Raw genomic sequence first — 19,337 nt, forward strand, 5'->3', positions numbered from 1 at the left:
GCTGCTGTTTCCACATCCAGTCAGCTCGGCAACATTGAGCGGGAGTTGGTGTGTGCGGAGTTGAGCAGTGGCCAGGCGCAAGATTCTCAAAGCTCAGGATCGTCGGGAGCTTTTCGATATTCCGGCTGATGAGGACAGTCTAATCCGACACTATTCATTGTCCGCGTCGGATCGCCTCGAAATTGACCTTCGCAGGCGCGAGCACAATAAGCTCGGCTTCGCTGTTCAGCTTTGCGTGATGCGACATCCGGGCCGGGTGCTGGCCGCAGGCGAAATTCCGCCGCGTGCGATGCTGAAATATGTGGCCGACCAGATCGGCGCCGATCCCACTGCGTTTACAATCTATGCCCGCCGGGAAGAGACGCGCCGCGATCACATTGCGCGCCTGATGATCTATCTCGGCGTCAGAAGCGCGACAGCTCAGGATCGTCGCGCGGGGCTGTTGTCGGCAATTGAGGCGGCCACGATGTCCGACAGCGGCGCTTCGATTGTGAATGCCATTGTCGCCACGATGCGAGAACGCGGAGCCCTGTTGCCCGCGGTGGAGATCATCGAGCGAATGGCGCTTGCGGCCCGCGCCATAGCTCGCCGTCGCGCGGAGACAGCGCTTATCGACGGTCTCACACCTGAGAAGCTGCTGGCTCTCGACAAGCTGCTCGAGGTTGATGCGGCGGTCGGCCAGACTCGCTTCCATTGGTTGCGGTCCGCGCCGGAAGCGCCCGCAGCTTCAAATCTGGTAGGACTGACTGAACGAATTGCCTTCCTGCGCACGCTCGGGATCGATCCCGGTTTGCGGGCGCGCGTGGCATCCGGGCGGTGGGACCAAATGGTCCGTGAGGGCAATGCCACACCGGCGTGGCTGGCCAACGACTTCAATGCCAGCCGTCGCCACGCCCTGATTGTCGCGCAGGTGATCAAGCTCGGCGAGAAGCTAACCGATGATGCCGTTACGATGTTCATCAAGCTGATCGGGCGGCTGTTCTCCCAGGCGCACAGTCGCAAGAAACGGCGGCACATGGACCAACGGACAGACACCTCCAAGGCCCTGCGTATGTTCCTCGATACGATAACAGCGCTGCAATCGGCCAACGATCGGGGTCAGGACGCGCTTGAGGTTCTTGACCAAAAGGTCGGTTGGCACCGGCTGCTTCGAATGAAGCCTGAGCTTGCAGCAATGGTCGAGGACAACGAGGCATCCCCGCTGGTCCTGGCGGCCGAGCAGTATGGTGGCGTCCTCAAATACGCGACGGCGTTCCTGGCAACCTTTACGTTCCGTTCAGCGCGCCGCCACGATTCTCTGCTCACAGCTATTGCGATGCTCCGAAGGCTTCATTCGGAGGGACGGCGCACACTGCCCGAGCGTGTTCCGACCAGCCATCTCAGTCCAACCGATCGGAAACTGATCTTTGGGCAGCAGAAGCCCGATCGTCGGCTCTATGAGATAGCCACGCTCGCCGCATTGCGCGAGCGCCTTCGCTCGGCGGATATCTGGGTGGAGGGCAGCCGCTCGTTCCGCCCGATCGACGACCACCTCATGCCGCGATCTACGTTCACCGCGATGAAGGAAGAGGATCGGCTTGGCCTTGGTGTGGGCAGTGACGGCGCCGCTTGGCTGAACGAAGTAATGCAGGTGCTGGACTTCAATCTGAAGCGCCTGGCCTATCGCGCTCGCGCTGGTAAGCTCAAGGGTGTTCGTCTCGAAGCGGGAACGCTGATCGTGACGCCGACCGTCGGCGACGTTCCTGCGGCAGCCGAAGAACTGAACGCAGAGATCAGCGAGATGTATCCGCTTGTCGAAGTTCCTGATCTCCTTAGGGAAGTGCATGATTGGACGGGCTTTGCCGATCACTTCACACATGTCCGCACGGGTGACGCCCCACGGAATGTCTCCGCCATGCTGGCCGGCATCTTGGCCGATGCAACCAATCTTGGTCCGAAGCGGATGGCCGGCGCCTCCAAGGGCATCAGCGCCCATCAGATTGGCTGGATGCGCACCTTCCATGCCCGATCAGAAACCTATCGCGCCGCTCAGGCCTGCATCACCGACGCCCATACCGGTCACCCGCATTCCCGTCTGTGGGGCAACGGAACGACCGCGTCGTCCGACGGACAGTTCTTCCGTGTGAGCGACCGAGCGGCAAAACGCGGCGACGTCAACCTGCACTATGGCAGCGAGCCGGGATCGAAATTCTACAGCCACCTGTCGGACCAGTACGGCTATTTCAGCATTTTGCCGATCAGCCCCACGGAAAGCGAAGCGGCCTATGTGCTCGATGGCCTGTTTGACCAAGATACGATCCTGGATATCCAGGAGCATTTTACTGACACTGGTGGCGCGAGCGATCACGTCTTCGGGCTGTTCGCCCTGATCGGCAAACGCTTCGCGCCTCGATTGCGCAATCTCAAAGATCGAAAGTTCCACACATTCGAGAAGGGCGATGCCTACCCGGCGCTGACGAACCACATCGGGGCTCCGATTAACACCGCGTTGATTCTCGATCGTTGGGACGATCTGCTCCATCTGGCAGCCTCGATCACGACGCGCTCCGTCGTCCCCTCGACCATCCTCAAAAAGCTCTCGGCGTCTCCGATGGAAAGCCAGCTGGCAAAGGCGCTGCGGGAACTCGGCCGGATTGAGCGCTCGCTGTTCATGATCGAATGGTATTCGAGCCCAGCCTTGCGCCGACGGTGCCAAGCCGGCCTCAACAAGGGTGAGGCAGCGCATAAGCTCAAACGCGCGGTGTTCTTCCACGAGCGCGGCGAAATCCGTGACCGTTCATTCGAGAGCCAAGCATTCCGCGCGTCTGGCCTCAATCTTGTCGTCAGCGCCATCGTGCACTGGAACACCGTCTATCTCGACCGCGCTGTCACTCATCTGAAGCGAGACGGCAGAAACATTCCCGACACGCTGCTCAAGCACGTCTCGCCGCTCAGTTGGGAACACATCAACCTGACCGGCATCTACACCTGGGATACTGAGCACCAGATGCCCGAAGGCTTCCGATCGCTTCGCTTGCAAGCCCCAGTCCGGCGAGTAGCATGATGTTCATGATTCGTTCGGCCTTAGCGTACGATTTTGAGCAGCTCTTGTTCTGACCCCGAACTGGCGTCGGGCATCGCTCGGCCGGGGGCATGACCAGGCCAAGCCCGGCCTGTCCCGATCCCCGCCACGCCTCGCGGCGCTCATGGGCGAGCGTGGAGAGCTGCCCGGCGTCTTCCTCGGTGAGCTGGCCGGCGCTGTAGCGCGTCCATACCTCCCGCATGATCTCATCAAGCGCGCTTGCGCGCGCGCAGCCGATCGCGGCCGCGATCTGCATCCTCAACATGCCTGTCGTCCTTCCATTTGAAGGACATGACGGCGCGGACGGCAGGCACGGCTTTCCTGTTTCCGCAAGAATCAATCTTGCGGATTGGAGTGCTGTAGCGTAGATAAGGGGAGAGCTTTGGCCCCGTCTCTACGGTGTGTCTGACGGCCTACAAAAACGCTCGACCGTTGGCGCGGTCGGGCGTTTTGCCGTTATGTCCCTTGCTTCGCTTCGATATAGAGCCTCAATGCTTCCTCGATGATCGGCGCGCGGCCAAGCACGCCCCGCTGCTCCTTGATCTTGTCGATTTGGGCGAGAAGATCAGTCGGAACATACGTGGTCAGCGCGATACGGCCGGCCGCAAGCTGCCGCGCCCGATGGGCGGCAACGTCCTTCCGAATCCTTTCCGAGTCGCGCTTCATTCTTAGCAGTAAGGACGAACTCGCCCGATTCTGCAATCCCTTGCGGAAGGAACCGCGAAAGGCACTACTTCTAGGGCCGGCAACTAAACGTGGTTACGTCAATGCGTATTCACGTCAATGCGTTCTCAAGCGCCCGGTAGAGCGTGGCACGATGCACGCCCAAGAGCCGGGCGACTTCCGCCACCGGCTTCTTGTCGTCATGGATAAGCTGGCGGGCATGGGCGATCTGCTCGGCCGACAGGGCAGGGGAGGGGCCGAACTTCACGCCTCGGGCTTTCGCCGCGATCCGGCCGGCGCTCGTGCGCTCCACGATCAAGCTGCGCTCGAAATCCGCGATGCCGGCGAACACGGTCAACACCATGCGCCCCGCCGGCGTCGTGGTATCGGCCCACGGCTCGGCCAGCGAACGCAGGCCAGCGCCGGCCTCCTTGATCCGCTCCGCGATCGCCAGAAGGTCGCCGGTCGATCGGGCGAGGCGGTCTAGCCTGGTGATCGTCACCACGTCGCCGGCACGCAGATGGTCGAGCATCCGCGCCAGCTCGGGCCGATCCCGCTTCGCCCCGGAAGCCTTTTCCTCGAAGATGCGGACGCAGCCGGCCGCACCCAGGGCGGCCCGCTGCGCATCGAGGTCCTGGCCGCGAGTCGAAACGCGGGCATAGCCGATGAACACGCGGCCGGCGTCGGAATCTGGTCGGCTGCTCACGGCTTCCCCCTGTCGCAAATCATGTCGCAAGTTTTCTACCACTTGCGACAAAGACATGCGACACGAAAAGCCCTGATTTTCCGGGGGCGGCCGATCTGTTGCAGGTTTTACAACTTGCGCGACAAGGCTATGAAGCGCCGGGATTGTATAGCGTAGCTTGACACTATACGTTTAGCTTGATAGTGACGGCACATGAGAATCCGAAACGTGGTCCATAAGGGGTTGCGCCGCTTCATCGAAGATGATGACGCCACCGGCTTGCAGGCGGCCGTAGTGCCGAAAGTCCGTCGCATCGTCACCTTCCTGCAAGATATGGAGCGGGAAGACGAGCTGCGCACGGTCCCGAGCTGGAAGGCTCATCAGCTCACCGGCGATCGAAAAGGCACCTGGAGCCTGTTCGTCACCAAGAACTGGCGGATCACGTTCCGGATCGACCAAACCGAAATCGAGATCATCGACCTCGACTATGAAGATTACCACTAGGAGGTGGCTATGAGTGCGATGCAGGGCATCCGTATGAAAAACCCCGCCCACCCCGGCGGCTTCGTCAAAAGCGAGATCATCGAGCCTCTTGGCCTTTCGGTCACGAGCGCGGCGCAAGTTCTAGGTGTTACGAGGGCGGCATTGTCGGCCGTGCTGAACGAGCGCGCACATCTTTCGCCGGAAATGGCGCTCCGGGTCGAAAAGGCTTTCGGCGTGTCAATGGATACGCTCATGCGGATGCAGAACAGCTACGACATTGCCCAGGCCCGCAAGCGGGAAGGGGAGATCAACGTCGCACCCTTCAAGGGAAAGCCGCTCGATCCGCAAGCGGCGCTGATCTGAAACAAAGACAACTGGAATGGTGCCGCGTGCGGGACACGGGGCAGGGGGATTTGAATGAAAAGCTTGCTGGAACAACTTCCGTCTATCGTCGCAGAGGGCAAAAAAGAGGCTGAACGTGTGATGGAACGGGCCGAGAGCAATTATCGCCTCGGGTTACAGACGCGGGAGCTGGTGGTTCCGTCGAGGGACAGCAATTGGCAAGATATGTTTCGACAAAAGCCGCAATCGGCAGCTCCCGCCTCCGATCCAAATACACTGATTTATGGTGATAACCTACTGGCAATGGCAGCTTTGCTAGCCGGCAGTGATAGTGCACAATCCCTGCGCAGCAAGGTTGATCTGATCTATATAGACCCGCCTTATGACAGCAAGGCGGACTATCGGACTAAAATCAGCCTGTCCGAATCTCAAATTGAACAGCGCCCAACAACTATTGAGCAGTTTGCATACTCTGACACATGGGTAGAGGGAACAGCATCATATTTATCTATGCTTGTTCCCCGCCTTGTTTTGATGCGCGAACTTTTATCTGAAAGAGGATCAATATACGTCCACCTAGACTGGCACGTAAATGGTTATGTTCGAGCAATTCTGGACGAGGTTTTTGGGAAGCAAAATTTTAGAAATGAAATTATATGGACATATTTTGGATTTAAGCGATCAACTACAAGAAAGTTCCCGCAAAAACACGACACAATATATTCCTATTTTAAGAATGAGGATTATTATTGGAAAACACAATACAAGCCGCATAGCGCAGAATACTTGAAAAGATTCAAACCGGACGAAACGGGACGGCTCTGCCGATCTGACGTTAACCCGACGGGCGGCGGCACCAGAAGAATATACCTCGATGAAGTTGAGGGCGATATTATTGACTCGGTTTGGGATGACATTCCGCCAGTTAATCCGGTTGCGAAAGAGCGGGTGGATTATGCCACGCAGAAACCGGAGAAATTGGTAGAGCGGATCATTGAATCGTCATGTCCTCCTGGCGGTTCGATTGCTGACTTTTTTGCAGGTTCTGGCACAACGGCTGCTGTGGCCGAACGGCTCGGCCGTCGCTGGATCGTGTCCGATCTCGGGAAGCCCGCGTGCATGATTACACGCAAGCGTCTGATCGACCAGGACGCCAAGCCGTTCCTCTACCAGCACATTGGCGACTACCAGGTTGAACAAATGCGCTCCACGATGGGAAGTCGGTTCCGCATCGGCGATCTGGCCGAAATCGTGCTCGGCCTCTATGGCGCGCTGCCGCTGCCCGTAGAGGAAAACCCGAACAAGAACATGGGCAGGCTTCAGGGGAGCAAAACGCTCGTCCTCGCGGACAGCCCCAACAAGATGACCGGCCTCGCCACGCTGCGCCGTGCAATCGAAATCCGCGACAACCTCATGGGCGGGTGGGATAAGGTCGTTATCCTGGGATGGAATTTCTCACCTACGATCGGCCATGACATTGAGGCACTGGGGCAGGGGGACCGGCTGGAAGTGCTCGTGATCCCGCCCGATCTGCTCGACCGGCTGAAGAAGAAAGGCCACAAGCTCAAGGCCGACGAGGTGCGCTTTTCGTCGCTGCAATATCTCAAGCTGGGCGCGGTTTCCCGCAAACAGGACGGGGAGGGGGAAGCCTTGTCCGTAGAGATCGCCAATTATGTGTTGCTGTCTCCGGAGGCGTTGAATCTCGACGAAGCTAACCGCGAAAAACTGCAAAAGGTCATCAATTCCGATCCTTTGGCGCTGATCGAATATTGGAGCGTCGATCCTGACTATGACGGCGAGGTGTTCCGCTCCGTCTGGCAGGACTATCGCGGAAACACCGAGAACGATGCCGACGCTTATCGTGTCATCACTACGGCACGGCTCACCGGCCTTTCTAAGAAAGATGGCCCCCGCCGCGTCTGCGTGCGCGTGGTTGATGTGTTCGGCTTCGAGGCCGAAGCAACTGTCGAGGTGGTATGATGGCGAGCATCAACGATCTTTCGCTTGCCAAGGGTTTGACGACCCAGGTCGAAGACGCCTGCGCCGGCTTGGAAAGCGGCGAAGCACCGATCCTAGATCATGTCTCGGAGATCACGGCCGAACTGTTGAAATGGTGGTTCCAGACTGAATTTCAGGACGCCCGCACCTTCAATTTCCATCCCGGCCAGCGGCAAGCCCTGCTGAACGTGATCTATGCCCATGAGGTTTTGGGCATTGCGTCCCTGCAAGACCTCTACCAAATCGCCGCCCCTGACGTGATGCTGACAAGCACGCGGGATTCCGAGATCATCCGCGCGCCGAAAAATGCCTATCCGAAATACTGCCTGAAAATGGCGACCGGAACGGGAAAGACCTGGGTTCTGCAAGCCCTCATGGTCTGGCAGATTCTCAACGCGAACCGCGCGCCGGATAGCGACCGCTACACCAAAAACTTCCTCGTCGTTGCCCCCGGCCTCATCGTTTACGATCGGCTGCTTGACGCCTTCATGGGGAAGGAACGAGACGGCAAGCGCGATTTCACGATTTCTGACCTGTCGATATTCCAGGAACTGTTCATCCCACATTCTCCAAGTAAGTCGCTGATTTCGCTGTCGTAATCGTGATATTTCGCATATAAATCATGGCGTTGACGGCTGCGAGGGGCGCGTTTCATGGATCACCTGGAGGGTGCGGGCTTGGCGCGGGGAGATCGGGTTGATTTCGACCGCCGTGTGCGTCTGGAGTTCCGTGGTGCGCAGATCAGTTCAGACGGTGGCCTGCTGGTGATGCGCGAGCTTGATGACGTGCTCGGCCTGTCCAATCTGGCGTCGGAGGCGCTGCGAGACAGCCGCACCGGGAAGAACACGCTCCATCGGCTTGACGGATTGTTCCGGCAATCGGTGTTCGGACGACTGGCCGGATACGAGGATGTGAACGATGCCGACCGCTTGGCCCTCGATCCCGTGATGCGTCAGGTCGTTGGCGGCAGGGCCGTCGAGGCGCAAGCTGCTTCGGCATCGCAGATGGGACGGTTCGAGACCGAGACGCTGGCTCTGGCCGCGAACCGGGCGGCGCTGGCCGATCTGAACGGCCAATGGATCGACCGGTTTCATGACCGCAACGGGTTGAAATACATCGTGCTGGACATGGACAGCTCGGTCAGCCCCACCCACGGCGATCAGGAAGGTGCTGCCTGGAACGGGCATTTCGACTGCACCTGCTATCACCCCATCTTCTTGTTCAACCAGTTTGGCATGCTGGAGCGCTGCGCCCTGCGTAACGGCAATGTCCACAGCGCCGATGGCTGGCGGGATGTCCTTGATCCCGTCATTGCCCGATATGCTGGCCGCGACCTTGGTGGACGCTTCTTCCGGGCCGACGCTGCCTACGCGATCCCCGCGATCTATATGCGGCTGGAAGAAGCCAGGTTCTTCTACGCCATCCGTCTGCCCGCCAACGCCGTCTTGCGCGAGAAGATCGCGCATCGGCTGACACGGCCCGTGGGACGGCCTTCGCTGACCAAGGTCAAACGGTTCTTCGAGGACTTCGAGTATCAGGCGGCGTCCTGGGACAAGCCGCGCCGCGTCATCGCCAAGATCGAATGGCATCCGGGCGAGCTGTTCCCCAAAGTCGGCTTCATCGTCACCAACCTGCCGATGGAGCCAGACTGGGTGGTGAGGTTCTACAACCAGCGCGGCACCGCAGAGCAGCACATCAAGGAAGGCAAATATGCCTTTCGCTGGACGCGGCTGTCATGCCGGAAGTTCCGGCACAACGAGGTGCGGCTGCAACTGCACGCGCTGGCCTACAACCTGGCAACCTTCCTGCGCTGCATCGAACTGCCCGAGGCCATGGCGGACTGGTCGTTGACCAGCCTGCAACTCAAGCTGATCAAGATCGGCGCCCGCGTCGTCCGCCACGCCCGCGCCATTACCTTCCAGTTGGCCGAGGTCGCCGTCACCGGCCCGATGGTGCGGGCCGTCCTTGCCGCCATCCGCCGTCTTCGAACGCCTCCGTCATGCGCATGACCACGATCCATGCCCAAGCTGAACGAAAGCGGCAGGACAGGTCCGTCTGCCGCGCGGAAAAGCGGCTCTGCCGGGCCAGAATGCTGCGGGTTCGAGGCTTGATCCACCCGACTTCGGCCGTTTGCGCGACGACAGACACCGCTCGGGGCGAAAAACGCTTGCCCAGCGAGCAAAATCAGGCGATCTTGAAGTCAAGCGGCAGGCCACTTGGGGAATGTCGGTTAAGGGAGAGGAGCCCGCTATGAAAGGTGCCGTCTATGATGCCAAGGGAGGCATTGAATGGAAAGAAGTGCCAAAACCCAAGATTGAAGATCCCACAGATGCCATAGTGCGCATCACCAAGACGACAGTGTGCGGAACCGACCTGCATATCCTCAGGGGAGACGTGCCCAGCGTAACCGAAGGCCGGGTGCTGGGCCATGAAGGCGTCGGCGTCGTCGAAGAAGTCGGCAGTTCGGTCACCCGCATAAAGCCGGGCGACCGGGTTGTGATCTCGGCCATCTCGTCCTGCGGCAGTTGCTATCAATGCAAGAAGGGCCTGGGGTGCCATTGCGAGGCGAAGGATGGCGGTTGGGTGCTGGGCAATCTGTTGAACGGCACGCAGGCGCACTATACCCGCGTCCCACATGCCGATAACGGCTTGCACGTCATTCCCGACGGTGTCGATGAAGAGGCCGCGGTAATGCTGTCCGACATTCTGCCCACAGGCTTCGAGGTCGGCGTATTGGCTGGAAATGTGCAGCCAGGCAGCAATGTGGTGATTGTCGGTGCCGGACCTGTGGGTCTGGCGGCGCTGGTCACGGCGCAGTTCTATTCGCCCGCTTCGATCATCGTGATCGACACGGACGATCCACGACTTGAGGCGGCCGAACGCCTTGGGGCGACCCGCACGATCAACCCCTCGAAAGAAGACTATGCCGCCGTGGTCAAAGAACTGACGGACGGATATGGCGCCGATACGGTGATTGAATGCGTCGGTATCCCTGAAACCTTTGACATGTGCCAGAAACTGGTCGCGAAGGGCGGCAACATCGCCAATATCGGCGTGCATGGCACAGCGGTCGATCTACATCTGCAGGACCTGTGGAACGCGAACATCGTGATCTCCACGGGCTATGTCACCACCAATTCGACGCAGATGCTGATGAAGACCGTCGCCTCGGGCAAGATCCGTCCCGAGGAGTTCGTGACCCATCATTTTGCTCTGGACGATATTGAGGAGGCCTACCGCGTCTTTGGCGCAGCCGCCAAGAACAAGGCGCTAAAGCTGATCCTGTCGGCCTGAGCCGGATGCCCGCCCTTCGCTCTGGTCTTGGGCGGGCAAAACCACGTTAGCTGGACTGTGGGCGCATAGATCGCGTTGCCTTTTGGGATGCGGGAACAGTTGGTTGGTTCTGAGGGAGGAGCCTAATGCCGAGAGAGTTGAAGCCGGTCGTTACCGGCATGTCGTATATGGAAGGTCCGCGCTGGCACGACGGGCGTATGTGGTTTTCGGACTTCTACACCCACCGCGTCTATTCGGTGAATGAGGATGGCAGCGACCAGCGCGTTGAACTGGAGGTGCCAAATCAGCCATCAGGTATCGGCTGGCTGCCTGATGGCAGTCTGGTGGCCGTCTCGATGCGCGACCGAAAGATTCTGCGCCGCACACCTAATGGCGAAGTCGTCGTCCATGCCGACTTGTCGGATCATGTCACGGGGCATCCGAATGATATGGTCGTGGACAACAAGGGCCGCATCTATGTCGGCAATTTCGGCTTCGATCTTATGGGTGGTGCCCCGGTATCGCCGACCGTGCTGTTGCGTGTCGATCTGGATGGTTCGGTGCATGAAGTGGCCGATGACCTGTGGTTCCCGAACGGCTCGGTCATCACGCCTGAGGGTGTGCTGATCGTGAACGAAACGATGGGCAACCGCGCCACCGCTTTTGACATTGCCGAGGATGGTAGCCTGACCAACCGGAGGGAATGGTTCAAATTCGCCGAACTTCCGACCGAGACGTACGTCGCGGATGGTATCGACGCCGGGCAATACCCTTGTGGCCCGGATGGCAGTTGTTTGGACGCAGAAGGCGGCTTGTGGATCGCGGATGCGATGAACGGTCGCGTCTTGCGCGTGTTGGAGGGCGGTGAGGTCACCGAAGAAATCGACCCGGGAACAGGCGTCTTTGCCTGCGGTCTCGGCGGCGCCGACGGCAAGACGCTTTACCTCTGCACAGCACCGGATTTCTTCGAGGACAAGCGTTCTGCGGCCCGCGAAGCCGTTTTGATGGCCACGAAAGTGGACGTGCCCGCTGCCACGTAACGGTTTGTTGCGTGAAGGAATGCGTGCCATTCTATTTTGCAGCTGCGCGATAATATATCCTTGGACTTGCCCCTTGCTACGTGGGGCAAGTCCACCGTATCGACCCAGTGGAAATCTGCTCATGCTACAAGAAGTAAAACGTAGCGATGAGTAGACCATTGGAAGACGTCGTCAAACGGTGAACGACCAAGCGCAAGTCAGCGCCGGAAATGCTTAGTTGTTCAGTCCCGGCATCTGTTGGATCGGGTTCAGGATGAATCTGTTGGGCTCTGCTGTCCAGATCTTGCAGATGTATTCGTAGGGTGTGAGGCCGCCTAGGGTCTTCAGCCTGCGCGCAAAGTTGTAGGCTGCGATGAAATCCCCGTTATATAGTCAACGATACGCATTATTTCCGCCCCCAATATTCTTCACAAATATCCAGAGCAGGTTTGTTCAGCTTTGCCGCTTCTGAGGACTTGGCGTCCAGTATAGCAATGAACTTCTCGGCCTCTATGTTCGCCGTAAGAATATTGAACTCGCTTTCTGCTGCATCCCATTTAACGTGGCGCTGCTGAAAATGAAGAAGTTTCTCGATATACTGACCTGGTTCATCTTGATCGCATTATGCGGAGGTTCTGTTGTATGGCATTTTATCGATACTGAAAAAGAAACCCAACTAAGTATATTTCTCGGTAGAATGACTTTTATCTTCGGTGGCATTGGTATCGCCCTGCTCGTGTTTCATCTGATAACCCTTCTATTGTTTCCAACTCGTAAATAATCCGCATCCTTGGAGGAACGCTTATGAGTATGACAGAAAATCATTACCGCCTTGGGCAAAGCGTTTCAGCTCCGAATCCAAGTTCATTCCCGATTCCTACCGGGACGAGGTTTTCCGGTTCGTGCAAGGGGCGGTCTGCCCGAAAGAAGACATTGGCCGCAAGGTCACGGCCGGCGGCATCATCGCCATTTCCAACTGGCATGTGCTGTCGGAAGAAGGCGAGCCGCTTGAGGATGAGGAAATCACCGCGCCGGGGGAATCCGCCGATCCGAAAATCGTTGTGCAGAGCGTCCTTCCCCTGACGCCCGGCACCAGCCAAGGCAACGATTTGAACGTGCTGAACCGTCGCTATGAGCGCGGCGGCATCCTCTCCTACCTGAAAGACCTGCCCGCGCTCATGGTCTTCAATGACGAAGCCCACCATATTCACGAGTTCAAGCGGGAAGGCGAGGTGACGGAAGTTGAATGGCAAAAGAGCCTCAACCTGATCGCAGAACCCAAGGGCCGCCGCTTCGTCCAAGTGGACTTTTCGGCCACGCCCTATAACGAGGTCGGGACTGGCCGGAACAGCCGGAAATCCTACTTCCCGCACATCGCCGTTGATTTCGACCTGAAGACGGCCATGCGCACCGGCCTGGTCAAATCCCTTGTTCTCGACAAACGCTCCGAAATCGGGGCGCTGAGCCATGAGGAATTGGATTTCAAGGCCGATCGGGATGAGAACGGCAACCCGATGCTGTCAGAGGGGCAGCGCATTATGTTGCGCGCCGGCCTGACCAAGCTCCGGAAGCTGGAAGCCGATTTTGCCGCCCTCGATCCGGACAAGCATCCGAAAATGCTGGTGGTCTGCGAAGACACCACGGTTACGCCGCTCGTCGCTGATTTCATGCAGCTCGAAGGGCTGGCCGATGACGAGGTTTTGCGCGTCGATTCCAACCGCAAGGGCGAGCTGAAGCCCGACGAATGGAAGGTGCTGCGCGAACGCCTGTTCGACGTGGACCGTCACAAATCCCCGCGCGTCATAGTGAGCGTGCTCATGCTGCGCGAAGGCTTCGACGTGAATAACATCTGCGTCATTGTCCCGCTGCGCGCATCGAGCGCCGGCATCTTGCTGGAACAGACGATCGGGCGCGGCTTGCGTCTGATGTGGCGCGGCAATGAATACGACGACATAAAGCGGGAGAACCGCCAGCTCATTCGCGGCGGAAAGACACCCTCCAACATGATCGACATTCTTTCGATCGTGGAGCATCCGGCGTTCCAGGGCTTCTATGACGAGCTGATTCAGGAAGGCTTGGCGGCTGAAGCAGATGACAACGACGACGAGGCGAATGGCAGCTCGACCGGCGACCTGATCTCGGTTGGCCTCCGGCCGGGCTTCGAGGAATACGATTTCGCCATACCCTTCATCCTGCGGGAACAGGTCGAGGCGCTGGAAGATACCCATATCGACCCTTCGAGCCTCGCGCCGTTCGGATCGTTTTCGCTCCAACAACTCAAGGGGCAGATCGGCCAGGGCGAGAAGTTCCATTCCGAAGACGTGCAGGCGAAAACGCGCTTTGGCGACTATCGCGTGCATGGCGGCGTGATGACCGCGACGGGATATAATGACTACCTGGCCCGGATCACGCGCCGGATCACGGAAGCCGTCACCCTGACGGATACCACAAACAGCTCGAAGGCTTTCGCCAACGCCAGCAAGTTCCCCTACATCCAGATAAACCGGGCCGAGATGGCCGAGGGCATCGACACCTTCATTCGTCGGCACCTGTTCGGCCAGGAGCTGGACCCTCTCACGGATGAGAACTGGCGCGTCCTGCTGATCGACCCGGTGACGGAGCACATTATCAAGGTGTGGGCGCGCGCCATTCTCGAAGCGGAAGACAGCGTGATTGTCGCCAATGCCGAGGTCGCGCATCGGCGTCTTTCGGAAGTGCCCAAGCTCGCCATGCGGGAAGGATCATCGCTGGCCGTCGAGAAAGCTATCTATCTGCGCCTTCCCTATCCCTCGCGGAACGGCGGCCTTGAACTGGCATTTATGGAAACCTGCGAGCGTGACGCCAGCGTTGAAGCCTTCTGCAAGATCAACGAGCAGAAACACACCTTCGCGCGCCTGCGATACATCAAGGAAGATGGGCTTCCGGCGTTCTATTCGCCGGATTTCTTCGTGAGAGCAGGCGGAGCGATTTATCTGGTGGAAACAAAGGCACAAGGCCAGCTCACCAGCCCGAACGTGCTGCGCAAGCGCAAGGCCGCCGTTTCATGGTGCGACCGGATCAACGCCCTTCCTCCGGAACAGCGTAGCGATTCCGAATGGCACTATGTCCTTCTCGGGAAGACACCTTCTATGGCTGGCGGGACAAGGGCGGCTCGATCGCTGATCTTCTTGCCTATGCCCGGCTGCGCCCTGTCGAAGACAAAGGCCAGGCCAAGTTCGCCTTCTGAACTTCACGCCGGGGCAGCAATCTATTGCCCCGGCGCTTTCACGGTGATGGTGCAACGCTGATCCTCGCCGGCCGTGCGCGCGGCCTCCCAACAAGCCGCTACCGCCTCCCTGTTCGCCTCAACAAGCTGATCGGCCGACGCCACCCGCTGCCATGCTTCCGGGCTGCCGAACGCCATGAGGCTCATGCCGGCCTGCCACGGCCTTTCGCCCATGACGACGCTGGCGACACGCGGCGCGGCCGAGAACGGCAACAGGCGCGGAAGGAACAGCATCACCAGCGCGCCGGCGAGCAGGCCGACAGCGAAGGCGACGACAAGCCACCAATTTTGCCGATCGCGCTCCCGCGCGCTGGCGACGTGCGCCGAAAGATTGCGGCCGGCGCGCTCGAGGTCGGACGCCTGCCGCTCGAGCTGCTGCGCGGCGGTGCGTATAAGGGCCTCGCCGCTGCGCTCGAGGACCGCCGCATAGTGCTGCGCGCCCTGCCGGAGAATGGGTGACTGCTCTACGCCGTGCATCCGCTCCGCAACATTGTCGAGCGCCTGCACGAGCTGGGCGAGCTGGGGCTTGTAGTCCTGCGCCGGCTCGATCTTTTCGAGCTGGTCGAAAGCCGCTTCCAGCCCGCGCCGCATCACGGTCATTTCCGCGCCGATCTGCGCGCCCTGCGTCTCGATCGTGCGCCGTAGCGCGTCGAACGCGGCGGCCGGGTCGCCGGCGTCCTCGTCCAGTGCTTCCGGCTCGATTCCTTCCCTGTCGTCGTCCAGCTCCGCCATGTTCTCCGTGCCTACCTTTCCATGCCGATGCCCCGGCTAAGCCGGTGGCCGCGTGTCATTTCGTCTTGCAGCGCGCGGGCAATGGTCTGCTCGCGGCGAAGCTCCTGACCGATTCCAAGTTCCTGCCGGCGATTGCGCAGGATGGAATCTACCTGCGGGTCACGCTCAAGGCTCTTGGTCATGCCGTTCATGTGGCTTTCGACCTTGGCGCGGGCGTCGTCGTGCTGCCAGCCGCGAAGCTCCCGGCGCTGCCCCTGTAGCTCCTGCCAGCGTTCAACGAACCGCTCGGCCCTGATATTCGGGTCTTGCAGCGCGGCGTTTTCGCGCTTCATCCCGTCGATAACATGGGCGACACGCTCCCGGCCGGAAAGCTCGGTCATGGCGCGCGCCGTCGCCGGGTCGTTTTCCAGCGTCGAGCGCATCAAATCTTTCATGCCGCCGCGCACCTGGTCGAGCTGCTGGCCGGCATCGCGCATTTCCTGCCGCTGCATGTCGAGAACGGGCAGGCCCTCGCGCCGGTGCTGGTCGATCGACTGATAGGCCCGCGAATATCGGTCAACGGCCGTCTCAAGCGGCGACGGCCCCCGCGCCCGCTCGGCCAGCCGGTCGGGCGCCGGCGCCGGCCGCAAGCTCCCTTCCCTTTCCGGCCGCTCGCTGCGCTCCTGAGAGGCGGCAGGACGCGCATTGAGCTTGAGGCCGGCGAACATACCGCGCCGCTGCTTCTCGGCCTGCTGCGGCCTGTTCTGGTCGATCTGTGGGCCGTCCTCGCCGGCGCGGTCTGGCTCGCGGCTCTCGGCCGCCGCGCCGCGCCCGAGTTTCAGGCCCTCGAACGGATTGCGGCGCTGCTGTCGATCGCCGGCGAGATCCTCGCGCGGATCTGCACGGAGATCCTGCGCGAGATCCGCGCCAACTTTTTGCGAGGATCTGCGATCAAGCGCATGATCCCCGGCCGTCGACTCCCGCTCCGCACGTAGCCCGGCCGCGCGCTCGGCCGGAATCTCGATCTCGCTGCGGATGCCCATTTGCTCCGCGATCCCGCGCCGCTCGGCAAAGTCGCGGGTATAATCGAGCGTCGTTTCCTTGACGCCCGACCGGGAAAGGCGGCGCTCTAGCTGGCTATAGGCCAGCTCGCCGGCGTCCTGAACCTTCCATGCGTTCCGGTGCGTCTGCGTCCCATCCGGCAAGGTGACGGGGGTGGAACCCTCATGCTGTAGGCCGATCTTCTCCCCGATCTCCGGCGCGGCCTCCTTCATGGCGCGCTCAAGATCGACGCCCCATAGGGTGCGCTGCTCGCCCTTGTCGTTTTCCAGCGTCACGAAATAGCTGCCGGATTTCTGCGGGTCATGCTCGAACGGGGCGGCCCCATGCTCGACCAGCCGGCCGGCATTGGTGAACTCGTCCTGTGCGGCGTAGAGCTGCATACCATCACGATGCCGGGTCATGGCGACATAGGTTAGGTGCCGGTCCATCGTCCCCGACGCCATCACATAGGACCGATCGACCGTCGCACCCTGATTTTTGTGAATCGTCGTCGCATAGCCGTGGTCGATCGCCTGATAGTCGCCCATCGGCACGGAAACGCTACGCTCCCGGCCGCCGTCCAGCGTGGCGATGATCCGGCCTTCCTCGACATGCTCGACCGTGCCAAGCATCCCGTTTTTCACGCCAAGGTCGCGGTTGTTCTCCAAGAACACGATGCGGTCGCCGGGCGCGAACTCCCGCTTTCCGTCATTGGTCTGGAAGGTCAGCGCGCCGGCGTCCTCGCCCTGCGCCAGCTCGCCCCGGTCCTGTAGCTCGGTCCTGATCGCGTCATTGATCGCCCGAACATCGGCCCGGCGATGCGCCATCGCTACGCGGGTGCCGTCCGGGCGCTCGTCGCGGTCGGCAAGATAATCCCGCACGATCTGGCCGCGCGCGTCCTCGCCCGTCTCGGCAAAGCTGATATTGCCATGATCCCGATAGGCTGCCAGCCCCTCGGCCGTCCGGTGCGTGGCGAAGTCAACCGACGCCTCCCGCTGCCAGTCCACGCGCTGCCGGCGTATCTCGGACAGCTCGGCATGGCCGATTTCCTCCGTGATCGCCCGGAACGGTGCGCCGGCCCCGATCGCCTGTAGCTGCTCATGGTCGCCTACAAGGACGATCTTCGCCCCGCGCGCCTCGGCCTCGCCAACGAAGCGGGCGAGCTGGCGGCTCCCGACCATGCCGGCCTCGTCGATCACGAACACGTCGCCGCGGCCGATCGTGCCGCGGTCGTTCTCCCAACCGCGGGACCATGACGCGAGGGTGCGGCTCTGGATGCCGGAACTTTCCTCCAAGCCCTCGGCCGCCTTCCCCGACAAGGCCGCACCGTGGACCTGATAGCCCTCGGCCTCCCATGCCTCGCGCGCCGCCGCGAGCATGGTGGACTTGCCAGCGCCGGCATAGCCGACAACGGCCGCGATCCGCTCCGGCCCGGTGATATGCTCGATCGCCCGGCGCTGCTCGTCGGACAACCGGGCGGAAGCATCGCCGGCGCTGCGCTGAATGGCGGCGTCCTGCCGCTCTATGGCGCGCTCGACATGCCGGCGATCGACGCCATGACCATGCGCGCCGTGCATCCGCTGCGCGCTCTCGATCATGCCGGATTCGATCTCGACCATTTCGCGGGTCGAATAGCGGGCAAGCTCGATCTCGCCCGTTGCCGGGTCGGCCCGCTCGGGCTGAAGCTCGACCAGCGCCGGCGAGGCCATCACCTTGGCGAACGCGCTCTGAAACTCCTGCGGATCGTCGTTGATGTAGCGATGCAGCGCCCGCGCAACGTCGTGCCGGTCGAACACGCTCTTTTCCCCGGTGATGAGGGTTAGAACCTGCTCGGGCTTCTCCCGGATCAACTCGGCATTGCGCCGGGCCGCTTCCTCGTCCAGCCGCGCCCGCGATACGTCGAGGCCGCGCCGCTCCATCTGCGTGGCATGGACGCCCATATGTTCGGTTGGCGCGATCTCTAGCCCGCGCTCCATATGCGAACGATGGTCGATGCGAATATCTAGCCCGGCCATCGCAAGCCGCTCGTTGGCGATCCCCTCCCATCGCTGGCGAAGGTCGCGGAGCTGCATATCTGTCGTCGGCAGGTCGTGCGCCAACAGCCATTTGTTTTCGCGCTCAAGATAGGTCTTGTCGCCTAGCCCGTCCTCCGTCACCTGCCGCGTGGTCATAAGAATGTGGGCATGGTGATTGCGAACGTCGCTCGCCTCGTGCGGCGCATGAATGGCGAAGTCCACGGCCGCGCCGTAGCGGTCGGCCAGCTCCTGCGCCATCTCCCGCGCCGCCTCTAGCCGCTGCTCGGCCGATAGCTCATGCGGCAAGGCAATCTCGAACTCCCGCGCAACGCGGGCATCCTTGCGCTTCTCGGCAAACTCGGCGGCGTTCCACAAGTCCGACCGATCCCGCGCCCAATCGGCTGAAACGCCTTCGGGCAAGACGATCTCGGCATGTTCAACGCCCTGCTTGCGGCTGAAATCATGCGTGATCCCGTCGCGTTCGTTGGTCAGCTTCTCCCCGGCACGATAAGCCATTGAGGCGACGGCGCTACGGCCGCCCGCCCGCGAAACTGGCTTCATGCTCAAATGGTAGATCGCCAACCCGTTGCCTCGATCTAGTTTCCGCCTTTCCCGCCAGCCTCCAAGCTGGCGGCGCGCTGAGTTGCATAGCAACTCGTAAGTGCGCCCTTCTCAACTCAATCGCTACGCTATTTCGTCGCTCGGTGTGGCGCTTGCGGCAAGGTCGATGCGATGAACTGAGGCCCTGATTGTGCTGCAAAGCCGCCAAAAATTCAAGGTA

Annotated in this window: 13 protein-coding genes and 1 pseudogene; 9 read left to right on the top strand and 5 right to left on the bottom strand. The window is 60.7% G+C overall.

Features of this window, described 5'->3' with window-relative positions:
• Positions 1-67 precede the first annotated feature (67 nt).
• A complete protein-coding gene (locus EZH22_RS29790; protein ID WP_203196853.1) occupies positions 68-3,043 on the top strand; it encodes a Tn3 family transposase in 2,976 nt (991 codons plus the stop codon).
• A gap of 474 nt (positions 3,044-3,517) precedes the next feature.
• On the opposite strand, the gene EZH22_RS29795 is transcribed toward EZH22_RS29790, so the two are convergent.
• A complete protein-coding gene (locus EZH22_RS29795; RefSeq protein ID WP_024899703.1) occupies positions 3,518-3,727 on the bottom strand; it encodes a ribbon-helix-helix protein, CopG family in 210 nt (69 codons plus the stop codon).
• A gap of 109 nt (positions 3,728-3,836) precedes the next feature.
• A complete protein-coding gene (locus EZH22_RS29800; protein WP_304945439.1) occupies positions 3,837-4,448 on the bottom strand; it encodes a recombinase family protein in 612 nt (203 codons plus the stop codon).
• 174 nt (positions 4,449-4,622) lie between these two features.
• On the opposite strand from EZH22_RS29800, the gene EZH22_RS29805 reads away from it, so the two are divergent.
• The 7 genes from EZH22_RS29805 (at position 4,623) to EZH22_RS29835 (ending at position 11,545) form a co-directional block, all read left to right on the top strand.
• Entirely contained in the window at positions 4,623-4,913 is a 291-nt protein-coding gene (locus tag EZH22_RS29805) for a type II toxin-antitoxin system RelE/ParE family toxin (protein WP_025091540.1), read from the top strand.
• 9 nt (positions 4,914-4,922) lie between these two features.
• Positions 4,923-5,255: a HigA family addiction module antitoxin gene (locus EZH22_RS29810; protein ID WP_030092363.1), complete on the top strand. Its 333-nt coding sequence runs from the start codon at positions 4,923-4,925 to the stop codon at positions 5,253-5,255.
• Positions 5,256-5,309: 54 nt separating this feature from the next.
• A complete protein-coding gene (locus EZH22_RS29815) occupies positions 5,310-7,214 on the top strand; it encodes a site-specific DNA-methyltransferase (protein ID WP_203196850.1) in 1,905 nt (634 codons plus the stop codon).
• Positions 7,211-7,831: a DEAD/DEAH box helicase family protein gene (locus EZH22_RS29820; RefSeq protein ID WP_231711616.1), complete on the top strand. Its 621-nt coding sequence runs from the start codon at positions 7,211-7,213 to the stop codon at positions 7,829-7,831. Before EZH22_RS29815 ends, EZH22_RS29820 begins: the two co-directional genes overlap by 4 nt.
• 54 nt (positions 7,832-7,885) lie before the next feature.
• Positions 7,886-9,241, top strand: a complete 1,356-nt coding sequence (locus EZH22_RS29825) for an IS1380-like element ISPme1 family transposase (protein WP_012112698.1) — start codon at positions 7,886-7,888, stop codon at positions 9,239-9,241.
• Between the two features lie 241 nt (positions 9,242-9,482).
• Positions 9,483-10,526, top strand: a complete 1,044-nt coding sequence (locus EZH22_RS29830; protein ID WP_203196851.1) for a zinc-dependent alcohol dehydrogenase family protein — start codon at positions 9,483-9,485, stop codon at positions 10,524-10,526.
• Between the two features lie 125 nt (positions 10,527-10,651).
• Positions 10,652-11,545, top strand: coding sequence for an SMP-30/gluconolactonase/LRE family protein (locus EZH22_RS29835; protein ID WP_203196852.1), 894 nt, complete (start codon positions 10,652-10,654; stop codon positions 11,543-11,545).
• Positions 11,546-11,758: 213 nt separating this feature from the next.
• Here the strand turns inward: EZH22_RS29835 and EZH22_RS29840 are convergent.
• Positions 11,759-11,905 (bottom strand): annotated as a pseudogene (locus EZH22_RS29840) (IS481 family transposase); the annotation flags it as partial.
• A gap of 521 nt (positions 11,906-12,426) precedes the next feature.
• On the opposite strand from EZH22_RS29840, the gene EZH22_RS29845 reads away from it, so the two are divergent.
• The gene (locus tag EZH22_RS29845; RefSeq protein WP_231711617.1) at positions 12,427-14,811 is read left to right on the top strand and encodes a DEAD/DEAH box helicase; all 2,385 of its coding nucleotides are present in this window, start codon (positions 12,427-12,429) and stop codon (positions 14,809-14,811) included.
• On the opposite strand, the gene EZH22_RS29850 is transcribed toward EZH22_RS29845, so the two are convergent.
• The gene (locus EZH22_RS29850; protein ID WP_030093147.1) at positions 14,772-15,521 is read right to left on the bottom strand and encodes a DUF6118 family protein; all 750 of its coding nucleotides are present in this window, start codon (positions 15,519-15,521) and stop codon (positions 14,772-14,774) included. The genes EZH22_RS29845 and EZH22_RS29850 overlap by 40 nt on opposite strands.
• 11 nt (positions 15,522-15,532) lie before the next feature.
• Positions 15,533-19,138 (bottom strand): Ti-type conjugative transfer relaxase TraA, encoded by a 3,606-nt coding sequence (traA, locus tag EZH22_RS29855; RefSeq protein ID WP_061979513.1) that lies wholly within the window; start codon positions 19,136-19,138, stop codon positions 15,533-15,535.
• Positions 19,139-19,337 lie beyond the last annotated feature (199 nt).

The sequence above is a fragment of the Xanthobacter dioxanivorans genome (genome assembly GCF_016807805.1).
GTDB lineage: Bacteria > Pseudomonadota > Alphaproteobacteria > Rhizobiales > Xanthobacteraceae > Xanthobacter > Xanthobacter dioxanivorans.